The following is a 12,468-nucleotide window of genomic DNA, read 5'->3' on the forward strand; positions in this document are numbered from 1 at the left end:
ATACTGAAAACCACAAGGACTCGCCATACTGAAAACCACAAGGACTCGCCGTGGCGAGTCCTTGTTTGTCTTGGTTTGTTCTTTGTGTTTTGTCCCCGATCCCGATTGCCCCGTCCTGGCTGGGCCGAGGAGCGCAGACGTAGGCGGATCAGGGATCGCGCTTGTCTGAGCGAAGCGAGTTTGCGCGAGACCCCGCCGTAGTCGAGCACCGCAGGTTGCCCCGCAGCGAAGCGTAGGGGACCCAGACTGCGGGTCGCCTTTTCTTTGGTGACTTTCTTTTGGCGAAGCAAAAGAAAGTTACTTGCCGCCGGGCAACCCCGGCCAGCCGCCCTCTGCAGAGAAAGCGTCAAGTCGGACCAAGAACCGACCTCAAGCCCCTCCAGCCAGGAGAGCCGCATTCCCCCCAGCCGCAGTCGTATTCACCGTCACCGTCTGCTCAGCACAGAAGCGATAGAGGTAATGCGGCCCACCGGCTTTGGGGCCAGTCCCGGAGAGCCCCTCTCCCCCAAACGGCTGCACCCCCACCACCGCACCAATCATGTTGCGATTGACGTAGATGTTGCCGACGTGCGCGGCCGCCGCCAGGGCCTGCGCGCGGGAATCGATGCGGGTCTGTATGCCCAGGGTCAGGCCGTAGCCCAGCGCGTTGATCTGCGCGATCACGGCTTGCGGGTCTTTGAGGTCGCCGCTGCCCCAGCGCACGACCTGCAGCACCGGGCCGAAGATCTCGTCTTTCACGTCGGCCAGGCTGGGCACTTCGAAGGCCGCGGGCGGGATCAGGTTGGCCAGCGGGCCGGACGCGGCCTGTGGGCGCTCCGTCGGGGTGACCAGTGCCTTGGCGCTGGAATTCAAACGCTGCAAGTGCTTCTGGATGTTGTCAAACGCTTCGCGGTCTATGACCGGGCCGACATCGGTGGCGAGGTCGGCGGTTTCGCCGGCCGCCAGTTCCTGCGCCGCGCCTTTGATCATGTCGATGACGTGGTCGGCGATGCCCTCATGCACGCACAGCAGGCGCAGCGCCGAGCAGCGCTGGCCGGCGGAACGGAACGCGCTTTGCATCACCGCGTCAGCGACCTGCTCGGGGAGGGCCGTGCTGTCGACCAGCATGGCGTTGATGCCGCCGGTCTCGGCGATCAGCGGCACGATGGGGCCGTCCTTGGCGGCCAGCGCGCGGTTGATGATTTTGGCGACCTGGGTGGAGCCGGTGAACACCACGCCGGCCACCTGGGGCGCCGCCACCAGGGCCGCGCCCACGGTGTCGCCGGGGCCGTGCGCGAGCTGCAGCGCGCCTTCGGGCACGCCGGCTTCATGCAGCAGCTTGACGGCCTCCCAGGCCACGCCCGGTGTCTGCTCGGCGGGCTTGGCCAGCACGGTATTACCGGTGGCCAGCGCGGCCGCGACCTGGCCGGTGAAGATGGCCAGCGGGAAATTCCAGGGGCTGATGCAGACCCAGGGGCCGCGCGCCGTGAGGCGCAGCTCGTTGGTCTCGCCGGTCGGGCCGGGCAAGGCCACAGGTTGCATGATGCGCTCGGCCTCATTGGCGTAGTAGCGCAGAAAGTCCACCGCCTCGCGTACCTCCGACACGGCGTCGCCCCAGGTCTTGAAGGCTTCCTTCACCAGCAACGCGCAGAACTTAGGCATCTGCCGCTCCATCGCGTCCGCGGCGCGGCGCAGGACGGCCGCACGTTCGGCCACATCCACCTTGCTCCATTGCCGATAGGCGCTGACACCCTTCTCCAGCAAGGCGGCGGCCTGCCGGGGGTCGAATTCCGGCACCACCGGCACCGGCGTGGAAGCCAGCGCGGCCAGCAGCGGCGCGCGCATGCTCTCAACGGTCAAGTCCAGCCCCAGACTGTTGGGACGGCCGGGGCCGTACAGCGCGGGCGGCAGCGGAAGCGAGGACTCCGGCTCCAGCCGCAGCGGCGAGGTCAACAGCTCGCCCATGCCGACCGACTCATCGGCGAGCTGGTGCACAAAGGATGAGTTGGCGCCGTTCTCCAGCAGGCGGCGCACCAGGTAGGCCAGCAGGTCGCGGTGTGCGCCCACGGGGGCGTAGACGCGGCAGCTGATCAGCGGGTTCTTGAGCACCTCGCGGAACACGCCTTCCCCCATGCCGTGCAGGCGCTGCAGCTCAAACGGCACGGCGTTGCGCGAGGCCATCTGCAAAATCGCGGCGATGGTCGCGGCATTGTGGCCGGCGAACTGCGGGTAGATCGCATCGGGCGCGGCCAGCAGGGCCTGCGCGCAGGCCAGATAGGACACGTCGGTGTGGTGCTTGTGCGTAAACACCGGGTAGTGCGGCAGGCCCATCTCCTGCGCGCGCTTGATTTCCGAATCCCAGTAGGCGCCTTTGACCAGACGGCACATCAGGCGCAGCTTGTACTTGCGGGCGATGGCGGCGATGTGGGCGATCAAATCGAGCGCGCGCGTCTGGTAGGCCTGCATGGCCAGGCCGAAGCCCTGCCACTGCGAGTGGTGCTTTGCGACCAAGGCGGCCAACGCTTCAAACACATCGAGCGACAGCTCAAGCCGGTCGACCTCCTCGGCGTCAATGGTGAGGTTGATGTTGGCGCGCGCCGACAGTTCGCACAGGCCCCAGACGCGCGGCACGAGCTCGGCCATCACACGTTCGCGCTGGGCGTCTTCGTAGCGCGGGTGCAGCGCGCTGAGCTTGATGGAGATGCCGTCGTTTTTTTCCGTTGGGCCCGTGGCATTCGCGCCGGCGGCGATGGCCTGGATGGCGTTGGTGTAGCTTGCCAGGTAGCGCAGCGCATCGGCGTCGGTGCGCGCGCCCTCGCCCAGCATGTCGTAGCTGAAGCGCAAATTCGGGATTTTCTTGCGGCTGTCGTCGGCTTCACCCATCGCGTCGCCGATGGTCTGGCCCAGCACGAACTGGCGGCCCAGCAGCTGCACAGCGCGCAGGGTGGCGGCCACGACGGTGCGCGCGCCCAGCTTGCTCATGAGATTGGGCTGGCCGCCTTCGGGCAAAAATAGCTTGGACATCGCGATGGCGGAAGCCGACAAGCGCGCCATCACGCCGTCGCCGGCGCCGTCAAAATCCGCGCGCCCCAGCTGGTCGGCCGTGAGCGCGATCGCCGTTTCGGCGTCCGGCACGCGCAGCAGGGCCTCGGCCAGGCGCATCAGGGCAAGGCCTTCGGCGCTGGAAATCGGGTACTCCTTGAGCAGGCTTTCCATGGCCCAGAAGGGCGGCGGGTTGTCGCGCACGGCCTGCACCCAGGGCTGGGCCGAATGCGCCGCCGCCGCCCAGTCCAGCGCGCCGGCCAGGCCCCGCAATTGGCCGGCCACGATGTCGGCTTCAGGACGGTAAGGGAAAGGCAGGCGGGGGGAGGCGGACATTAGGGGCTCCATAGAGGATTTGACGGTTTGAGCTACTTATTCAGTGGATGCAGCGATGTTCCATTGAATAATGCTGAATTTCCCGCTAAATTTGAGAAATTAACCGAATAATTCACTACCCATGTTCGAAGCCTCGCCAGAGATTGACCGCATTGACCTCAAAATCCTGAATGTTCTGCAGCAGGACGGCCGGATCTCCAACCTTAAGCTGGCCGAAAGCGTGGCCCTGTCGCCCACCGCCGTGCTGGCCCGCGTGCAGCGGCTGACGCGGGACGGCTACATCCTCGGTTATGAGGCCCTGCTCAACCCGCTCAAGCTGGGCGCCGGCATGATGGTATTTGTGGAAGTATTGCTGGACCGCACCACGCCCAATGTGTTCGAGGCCTTCAAGGCGGCGGTGCAGGTGCACCACGAAATTACCGAATGCCACATGGTGGCCGGCGGCTTCGATTACCTGCTCAAGACCCGCATGGCCGACATGGCGGCCTACCGCTCTTTTGCCGGCACCGTGCTGTGGCAGCTGCCGGGCGTGCGTGAAACCCGGACTTACGCGGTGATGGAAGAGGTCAAGAACACCACCCGCCTGGCGCTGGGCGTGTAATCCCGCCGAAAGGCAAACGCCCAAAAACCCGCGGTTTTATGCCATTTTCAGGCCGTTTTCCACATTTTTCGGCCCCAAACCCCCTCAGTGAGGGCTAACCGTGTTGCCAAGCAGCCCACCTTGGCATACCTTGCGGGTACCTAAGAAGCGGATTGCATAAGCCAAGCCGTAGCCGGACACATCGGCATTGCGCCGGGAGGGTTCTCCAGATGAACGTCAAGCCATGGTTCTCGTACGGCACAGTGTTGCTGGCCCTTTCTACCTTTTCCGTCTTTTCCACCCACGCCGCGGAGACCGGCGTCACGGACGCGGAAATACAGGTCGGGCAATTCGCCGCCCAGACCGGTCCCGCGGCCGAACTGGGCAAACGCATGCAGCTGGGCATATTGGCCCATTTCAATTCAATCAATGCTGCGGGCGGCATCAACGGCCGGACGCTCAAACTGGTTTCGCGTGACGACGGTTATGAACCGGAAAAAGCCGCCGCGGCCGTCAAGGCGCTGATCGAGGAAGACAAAGTGTTTGCGCTGATCGGCTCGGTTGGAACGCCGACCACGCTGGCGGCGGTGCCGGCAATCAACGCCGCGGGCATCCCCTTGATAGGCCCGTTCACCGGCGCGCAGGCCCTGCGCGAGCCTTTCAACCGCAACCTCTTCCACGTGCGCGCCAGCTACTTTGACGAGACTGAGCGCATCGTGCAGCACCTGAGCACCGTCGGCATCACCAAAATCGCCGTCTTCTACCAGAACGACTCCTACGGCAAGGCCGGGCTCGAAGGCGTGATGCGGGCCCTGACCAAACGCAACCTCAAGCCGGCAGCCAGCGTCACCGTCGAACGCAACAGCGTGGACGTGGCTGCGCCGCTGGCGGAAATCCTCAAGGCCGCGCCGGAAGCCGTGATCCAGATCAGCGCCTACAAATCCTGCGCGGCCCTGATCAAGCAGGCCAGGGCCAAGGCCTACGGTGGCCAGTTTTTCAATGTGAGTTTTGTCGGCTCCAAGGCGCTGGCCGAGGAACTGGGCGATGCCGGGGCCGGCGTGACGATTTCGCAGGTTGTGCCCTTCCCCTACACGCCGTCCTCAGCCATCGTGCGCGAATACCAGCAACGCATGGTGGAAGCCGGCCACAAGGATTTTGATTTTTCCAGCATGGAGGGCTTCCTCGCGGCCAAAGTGTTCACCGAAGGCGTGCGCCGCGCCGGCAAGAACCTGACCCGCGAGAGCCTGATGACGGCGCTCGAATCCATACGCGACCACAACATCGGCGGCTTCACCGTGAACTACGGGCCCAAAAGCCACGAAGGTTCGCGCTATACCGACCTGACCATCATCGGGCGCGGCGGAAAGTTCATGCGCTGACCCGGAAGGCCTGGGCATGCCCGGGCTTGCCAAGCCCCGGCCGCTGGCAATAATGCGAGCTGCTTCCGTTTTGCACTTCAACAACAGGAACGTCCATGAAATTCACCACACCTCTCCTGGCAGCCGCCGCGCTGGCCTTCGCCGCCGGCGCCGCCGCGCAAACCACCAAGCCGGGCTTGTGGGAAATCACCAACAAAATGCAGTCGAGCTCCGGCGAGATGGAAAAAGCCATGGCCAACATGGAAAAGCAGCTGGCCGGCATGTCGCCCGAGCAACGCAAGCAGATGCAGGACATGATGGCCAAACAGGGCATGTCCATGGCGCCGGGCAGCGGCGGCGGCATGAGCATGAAGATGTGCATCACCAAGGAAATGGCCGAGCGCAATGAGTTGCCGCAACAGCAGCAAGGCGACTGCAAGACCACCCGGTCGCCGCGCAGCGGCAACACCATGAAGTTCTCTTATGTCTGCGCGCAGCCGCCCTCCAGCGGCGAGGGCGAGATGACCTTCTCAGGCGACACCGCCTACACCATGAAGATGAACACCACGACCACGGTCAAAGGCAAACCCGAGAAGATGACCATGGACGCCTCGGGCAAATGGCTTGCGGCTGATTGCGGCAATATCAAACCGATCGCCGTGCCCAAGAAATAAAGCCCCAGGCTTGTCCTACTCCCTCTCCCTCTGGGAGAGGGCGGGGTGAGGGCTGACGGCGATTGAAAGTTAGCGCGCCACGTCGCGGCTTACCGGCCCCCGAAGATCGCGGTACCTACACGCACCATAGTGCTACCGGCATGAATGGCGGCCTCCAGGTCGGCGGTCATGCCTAAGGACAAGGTATCCATAGGTGTCGTCAGGGCACCGGAGGCGTTGACGGCGTCAAAAAGGGCTTTGGTCCTGGCATGCAACTCGCAGGCCGAATCAAAATCCGCCGCCGGTTCGGGAATGGCCATCAAGCCCCGCAGGACCAGGCGCGGCAGTTGCGCGACCTCCCGCGCCAGGGCCAGGACTTCGTCCGGCGCCAGGCCCGACTTGTTGGCGCCGCCGTCGATGTTGACCTGCAGGCAGATTTGCAGCGGCGGCAGGTTATCGGGCCGCTGCTCGCTCAGGCGCTGGGCGATCTTGACCCGGTCGACCGATTGCACCCAGTCAAAGTGCTCGGCAACCAGGCGGGTTTTATTGCTTTGCACCGGGCCTATGCAGTGCCACTCCAGGGGTTCGCCAGGCCGATCGCGCAGCGCCAGGATTTTCTCCACCCCCTCTGCGATGTAGTTCTCGCCGAAGGCACGTTGCCCGTCCGAAGCGGCGTCGGCCACGGCGTCGGCGCCAAAGGTCTTGGACACGGCCAGCAGACGTACGGTGGCCGGGTTCCGCCCGGCGGCGACGCAGGCCGTGGTGATACGGTCACGGACTAGCTGGAGATTGCGCACAATCGTGGTCATAATCGAACTGTAAACTTAGTTTGAAAACCATTTTCAAAGGGTCCCGGGATGGATATCACGCAGCTGCTGGCTTTTAGCGTCAAGAACAAGGCGTCTGACTTGCACTTATCGGCTGGCCTGCCGCCCATGATCCGGGTTCACGGCGACGTGCGGCGCATCAACATCGACCCGCTGGACCACAAGCAGGTGCATGCCATGGTGTACGACATCATGAACGACACCCAGCGCAAGACCTACGAAGAATTCCTCGAGGTCGACTTTTCCTTTGAAATCGACGGGCTGGCCCGCTTCCGGGTCAATGCTTTCAACCAGAACCGCGGCGCCGGCGCGGTGCTGCGGACCATTCCGTCCAAGATCCTGACGCTCGAGCAGCTCAACGCACCCAAGATTTTCGGCGACCTGGCCATGAAGCCGCGCGGCATGGTGCTGGTCACCGGCCCCACCGGCTCGGGCAAGTCCACCACGCTGGCGGCCATGGTCAACTTTTTGAATGAAAACGAGTACGGCCACATCCTGACGGTGGAAGACCCGATCGAGTTCGTGCACGAATCCAAAAAATGCCTGATCAACCAGCGTGAGGTCGGACCGCACACCCTGAGCTTCAACGCCGCGCTGAAATCCGCACTGCGCGAAGACCCGGACGCCATCCTGGTGGGTGAAATGCGCGACCTGGAAACCATTCGCCTGGCCATGTCGGCCGCTGAAACCGGCCACCTGGTCTTCGGCACACTGCACACCTCCAGCGCCGCCAAGACGATTGACCGGATCATCGACGTGTTCCCGGCCGAGGAAAAGGAAATGATCCGCTCCATGCTGTCGGAGTCGCTGCAGGCGGTGATTTCGCAGACGCTGTGCAAGACCAAGGACGGCGCGGGCCGCGTGGCGGCGCACGAAATCATGCTGGGCACCAGCGCCATCCGCAATTTGATCCGCGAAGCCAAGGTCGCGCAGATGTATTCGTCCATCCAGACCGGCAACAGCGTGGGCATGCAGACGCTGGACCAGAATCTGACGGACTTGGTCAAGCGGAATGTGATTTCGGCCGCAGAGGCTCGCGGCAAAGCCAAAATCCCGGAAAACTTCCCGGGCTGACCCATCTCGCCGTCTTCCATCGACAACAGAATCTGTTTGAAAGGAGTCGCAAATGGAACGCGACCAGGCCAGTAAATTCATCAACGACCTGCTGAAACTCATGGTCAGCCGCAACGGCAGCGACCTGTTCATCACGGGCGACTTCCCGCCGGCCATGAAGGTGGACGGCAAGGTGACCAAGGTATCGCCGCAACCACTCAACGCCAACCACACGCTGGCGCTGGCGCGTTCCATCATGAACGACAAGCAGGCGGCGGAGTTTGAACGCACCAAGGAATGCAATTTCGCGATCTCGCCGCCCGGTGTGGGGCGTTTTCGCGTGAACGCCTTCATCCAGCAGGGCAAGGTCGGCATGGTGATGCGAACCATCCCGGCCGTGCTGCCGACCATCGACGGGCTGGGCGTGCCCCAGGTGCTCAAGGAAGTGGTAATGAGCAAGCGCGGCCTGACCATCCTGGTCGGCGCCACCGGCTCGGGCAAATCCACCACCCTGGCCGCCATGGTGGACTGGCGCAACGAACAGTCCTACGGCCACATCATCACGATTGAAGACCCGGTGGAGTTCGTCCACGCGCACAAGAACTGCGTGATCACGCAGCGCGAAGTGGGCCTGGACACCGACAGCTGGGAAGCGGCGCTGAAAAACACGCTGCGCCAGGCTCCCGACGTGATCCTGATGGGCGAGATCCGCGACCGCGAAACCATGGAGCACGCCATCGCCTTCGCCGAGACCGGCCACCTGTGCCTGGCCACGCTGCACGCCAACAGCGCCAACCAGGCGCTGGACCGCGTGATCAACTTCTTCCCCGAAGAGCGCCGCACCCAGCTGCTGATGGACTTGTCGCTCAACCTCAAGGCCATGATCTCGCAGCGCCTGGTGCCCAAGCAGGACGGCAAGGGCCGTTTCGCCGCGGTGGAAGTCATGCTCAACTCGCCGCTGATCTCCGACCTGATCTTCAAGGGCGAAGTCTCCGAGATCAAGGAGATCATGAAGAAAAGCCGCAACCTGGGCATGCAAACCTTCGACCAGGCCCTGTACGACGCCTTCGAAAGCCACTTCATCACCTACGAAGACGCCCTGCGCAACGCCGACTCGGTGAACGACCTGCGCCTGCAGATCAAACTCAACTCGACGCGCGCCAAGTCGACCGACCTCGCGGCCGGCACCGAAAACTTCGCCATCGTTTAAGCCGGAGCCGCAGGCCGGCTTTGCGCCGGCGGCTCTCGTTCGTCCTTCTCATTCTTTTTCAGGCAATTACCCATGTCCAGCACCACCGCCAAAACCTACGAATCCTCCACTCCCCGCCAGGTCGCCTTCCTGGGCCTGGGCGTCATGGGCTACCCCATGGCCGGCCACCTGGCGCTGGCCGGCCACAGCGTCACGGTCTACAACCGCAGTCCCGCCAAGGCCGCCGCCTGGGTCGCCGAATACGCCGCTAGCCCCAAGCCGGCGCACGCCGCCCTGCCGCGCCTGGCGGTGGCCGGCGCCGACATCGTGTTCTGTTGCGTCGGCAATGACGACGACCTGCGCGCCGTCACGCTGGGCTCGGACGGCGCCTTCGCCGGCATGAAGCCAGGCGCCATTTTTGTCGACCACACCACGGCATCGGCCGACGTGGCGCGCGAACTCTACGCGGCTGCCGCCAAGCTTGGCCTGCAGTTCATCGACGCCCCGGTGTCGGGCGGCCAGGCCGGCGCGCAGAACGGCGCGCTGACCGTGATGTGCGGCGGCGACGCCGCGGCCTTCGACGCCGTCAAGCCCGCCGGCATGGCGTTTTCCAAGGCCTTCACGCTGATGGGCGCCAGCGGCGCGGGCCAGCTCACCAAGATGGTCAACCAGATCTGCATCGCCGGCCTGGTGCAGGGCCTGAGCGAGGCGGTCGCCTTCGGCCAGAAGGCCGGGCTGGACGTGAGCCAGGTGCTGGACGTGATCGGCAAGGGCGCGGCGCAAAGCTGGCAGCTCGACAACCGCGGCAAGACCATGGTGGCCGACAAGTTCGATTTCGGTTTCGCCGTCGACTGGATGCGCAAGGACCTGGGCCTGGTGCTGGACGAGGCCAAACGCAACGGCGCCCGCCTGCCCGTCACCGCCCTGGTGGACCAGTTCTACGCCGACGTGCAGGCCATGGGCGGCCAACGCTGGGATACTTCGAGCCTCATAAAACGCCTCAAGTAGAGCGCCTCAAGGCCCGACACGGCCAAAGAAAAAAGCGGCTGCACCGGATGAACCGGTGCAGCCGCTTTGCTTTGCCTTGCTTCAGCCGCCTGCGGGCTTGTTGCTTCCAGCCGGCGCCGGGGCGGGCTTGGACGGCAGCATGCGCGCCAGTTCTTCCTCGCTGATGACTTCGAAAATCCGGATGACCTTCTGCACGCCGGGCGTCGAACGAACCACCTCGGTGGCGCGATCGGCCTCGCGCTGCGTGACGCGGCCCATCAGGTAGGTAGTGCCGCGCTCCGTGATCACCTTGAAGGCGTTGGAAGACAAATCACGCGCATCGACCAGCATGGCCTTGACGCGGCCGGTGACCAGGACGTCGGAAGAGCGCTGCGTCAGGGTCGCGTTGCCCATGATGGCCAGTTCGTTGACCACGGAGTTCACGTTTTCCACGCGCGCGACGATCTGCTCGACCAGTTGCTTGTCCTGGGCATTCGGCACTTCACCTGTGAGCAGCACCTGCCGGTTGTAGCTGGTCAGGTTGACGTGCACGCGCTCGCCGACGTTGCTGCGGATGCGGCTGGTGGCGCGCAATTCGATGCCCTCGTCCTCCAGCTGCGCGCCGGAGGTGCGGCGGTCGGTCGCCACCAGCGCGCCGCCCGCGACGCCGCCCATGACCAGCGGGAAGCAGGCCGTCAGCGTGCCGCCCAGCAAGGTCGCCGTCATGATGGCCAAAGTCAGCCGTTTAAACCGGACAAATTTCATACAGAGGTCTCCTGGTCGCCTAGTAACTGGGTGTCCACGCCATCGCAGATGCAATGGAGGACGAGAAGGTGCACTTCCTGGATACGCGCGGTCCGCTCATGCGGAACGCAGACATGCACATCGGTTTCACGCAGCGCGTGGGTGATCTTGCCGCCGCCGCGGCCCGTCAGGGCCACCACGGTCATCTCGCGCTCGTGGGCGGCCTCGATGGCGGCCAGCACATTGGCCGAGTTGCCGCTGGTGCTGATGGCCAGCAGGACGTCGCCGGCGCCGCCGAGCGCGCGGACCTGCTTGGAGAAGATCACCGAAAAATCGTAGTCGTTGGCGATCGCGGTGAGGATGGAGCTGTCCGTCGTCAGGGCGATCGCGCCCAGCTCGGGCCTTTCGCGTTCGTAGCGGCCGACGAACTCGGCCGCGAAATGCTGGGCGTCGGCGGCCGATCCGCCGTTGCCGCAGGCCAGCACCTTGCCGCCGCTGGTGACGCTGGCCAGAATGGCATGGACCGCCGCCGCGATCGGCTTGGACAGGACCTGGGCCGCCTGGTACTTGAGGTCGGCGCTGTCGATAAATTGTTGTTCTATGCGTTGTTCAAGCATGGGCCAATGATAGCGGGTCAGGGTTGCCCTTCGCACCCAGGCCCCGCCTGCCCGGCCTTCCGCGACAAACTGGGGCAGATCCCCTTTGCAATCTTTATAGAATCAAAGGCTTTGCGAACGGCCGGCACCCCCCGGCGAACCCGCAAATGACATGGCTTGAATGACAGGGCTGAAACCGGAACTAGTTACCGGAACTATGCCCGCTTCCCTCTGAAAACTCCGCAAGCGACGGCCGCGCCGGGGAGGATTGGGCCATCATCGATACACACAGTTACTAAAAGAGCGAAGTCCACGCACCCCCATGAGCAGTCCCGTCTTTGATCCCGAGGTCGCCAGGAACGCAGCCGCCGCCTTTATGCGCGCGACGGCCGCGAGATGGCCGTCTCCCAGCGTGGAGCTGCAAGACCGCGACACCTTCATGCTGATACGCGTGGACGTGCCGCCCTCGGACAGCCTCGACATCGACGTGTCGGTCCGGCAGTCCATCGCGCTCGCGCTCAACGAGGCCGTTCCCGTGCATTTCACGCAGACCTTCGGCCACTGGATCGTCGCCTTCCTGCGCGACAACAAGATGTTCGAGACCGTGCACCCCAGCGAATTCCAGGCCCTGACAAAGTAGCCGGCCGCGCGCCGGCAAACCCTCACTCACGAAGCATCAAACGCCGCCGGCAGCCACTCGATGGCGGCGGCCGTTTTGTCGCCCAGCGCGCCGTTGACCAGCACCACGTCAAAACGGCAGGGCGGCGGGCTGGCGAAACGCATCAGGTAGTGGCGCGCCGCCAGCACGATGCGCTGCCGCTTGGCGGCGCTGATGCTGGCCGCCGCGCCGCCGTGCGAGTCACCCGCCCGCTGGCGCACTTCCACGAACACCAGCGTGCCGTCGGGCGCGCGCATCACCAGGTCGATCTCGCCGCCGCCGCGGCCGGGTGTGCGGTAGTTGGCTTCCACGAAGCGCAGGCCGGCACGCACCAGGCAGGCGCGCGCGGCGGACTCCGCTGCGTCACCGCGCGACTTGGTGGTAACCTGCCCGGGCAAGGGACGCGCGTCGGCGACCGCGGCCGCCGGCGGCACCTTGGAAACCTGTTTTCTGGAAAACCACATTG

The 12,468-nt window shown here is 64.5% G+C and carries 12 protein-coding genes; 7 read left to right on the top strand and 5 right to left on the bottom strand.

The annotated features are described in order from the left end of the window. Positions 1-369 precede the first annotated feature (369 nt). Entirely contained in the window at positions 370-3,357 is a 2,988-nt protein-coding gene (locus AC1D0O_RS22500) for an L-glutamate gamma-semialdehyde dehydrogenase (protein ID WP_477655718.1), read from the bottom strand. Between the two features lie 121 nt (positions 3,358-3,478). On the opposite strand from AC1D0O_RS22500, the gene AC1D0O_RS22505 reads away from it, so the two are divergent. The 3 genes from AC1D0O_RS22505 to AC1D0O_RS22515 all read left to right on the top strand — a co-directional run bounded on the left by AC1D0O_RS22505 (position 3,479) and on the right by AC1D0O_RS22515 (position 5,969). Continuing rightward, entirely contained in the window at positions 3,479-3,958 is a 480-nt protein-coding gene (locus AC1D0O_RS22505) for an Lrp/AsnC ligand binding domain-containing protein (RefSeq protein ID WP_092130297.1), read from the top strand. A gap of 209 nt (positions 3,959-4,167) precedes the next feature. Beyond that, positions 4,168-5,316, top strand: coding sequence for an ABC transporter substrate-binding protein (locus AC1D0O_RS22510; protein WP_477655719.1), 1,149 nt, complete (start codon positions 4,168-4,170; stop codon positions 5,314-5,316). A gap of 95 nt (positions 5,317-5,411) precedes the next feature. Then, a complete protein-coding gene (locus tag AC1D0O_RS22515) occupies positions 5,412-5,969 on the top strand; it encodes a DUF3617 domain-containing protein (RefSeq protein WP_477655720.1) in 558 nt (185 codons plus the stop codon). A gap of 89 nt (positions 5,970-6,058) precedes the next feature. Here AC1D0O_RS22515 and AC1D0O_RS22520 read toward each other — a convergent pair whose 3' ends face one another. Next, complete coding sequence (locus AC1D0O_RS22520; protein WP_477655721.1) at positions 6,059-6,757, bottom strand: YggS family pyridoxal phosphate-dependent enzyme; 699 nt, start codon at positions 6,755-6,757, stop codon at positions 6,059-6,061. Between the two features lie 48 nt (positions 6,758-6,805). Between AC1D0O_RS22520 and AC1D0O_RS22525 the strand changes: the two genes are divergently transcribed. The 3 genes from AC1D0O_RS22525 (at position 6,806) to AC1D0O_RS22535 (ending at position 10,025) form a co-directional block, all read left to right on the top strand. After that, complete coding sequence (locus AC1D0O_RS22525) at positions 6,806-7,849, top strand: type IV pilus twitching motility protein PilT (RefSeq protein ID WP_436155900.1); 1,044 nt, start codon at positions 6,806-6,808, stop codon at positions 7,847-7,849. A gap of 52 nt (positions 7,850-7,901) precedes the next feature. Next, positions 7,902-9,038, top strand: coding sequence for a PilT/PilU family type 4a pilus ATPase (locus AC1D0O_RS22530; RefSeq protein WP_477655722.1), 1,137 nt, complete (start codon positions 7,902-7,904; stop codon positions 9,036-9,038). Between the two features lie 72 nt (positions 9,039-9,110). After that, positions 9,111-10,025: an NAD(P)-dependent oxidoreductase gene (locus AC1D0O_RS22535; protein ID WP_477655723.1), complete on the top strand. Its 915-nt coding sequence runs from the start codon at positions 9,111-9,113 to the stop codon at positions 10,023-10,025. 81 nt (positions 10,026-10,106) lie between these two features. On the opposite strand, the gene AC1D0O_RS22540 is transcribed toward AC1D0O_RS22535, so the two are convergent. Together AC1D0O_RS22540 and AC1D0O_RS22545 are read right to left on the bottom strand one after the other, a co-directional pair. Then, positions 10,107-10,769, bottom strand: a complete 663-nt coding sequence (locus tag AC1D0O_RS22540; protein WP_477655724.1) for a BON domain-containing protein — start codon at positions 10,767-10,769, stop codon at positions 10,107-10,109. Next, complete coding sequence (locus AC1D0O_RS22545) at positions 10,766-11,365, bottom strand: phosphoheptose isomerase (RefSeq protein WP_477655725.1); 600 nt, start codon at positions 11,363-11,365, stop codon at positions 10,766-10,768. Before AC1D0O_RS22545 ends, AC1D0O_RS22540 begins: the two co-directional genes overlap by 4 nt. A 301-nt stretch (positions 11,366-11,666) precedes the next feature. Between AC1D0O_RS22545 and AC1D0O_RS22550 the strand changes: the two genes are divergently transcribed. Continuing rightward, positions 11,667-11,984 carry a hypothetical protein gene (locus AC1D0O_RS22550; RefSeq protein ID WP_477655726.1) on the top strand — a complete coding sequence of 106 codons (318 nt, stop codon included), beginning with the start codon at positions 11,667-11,669 and terminating at the stop codon, positions 11,982-11,984. Between the two features lie 26 nt (positions 11,985-12,010). On the opposite strand, the gene AC1D0O_RS22555 is transcribed toward AC1D0O_RS22550, so the two are convergent. Further along, on the bottom strand, positions 12,011-12,466 hold the full coding sequence (locus AC1D0O_RS22555) for a YraN family protein (RefSeq protein WP_477655727.1): 456 nt from the start codon (positions 12,464-12,466) through the stop codon (positions 12,011-12,013). Positions 12,467-12,468: the final 2 nt, after the last annotated feature.

The organism is Polaromonas sp. P1_F2, assembly GCF_056405735.1.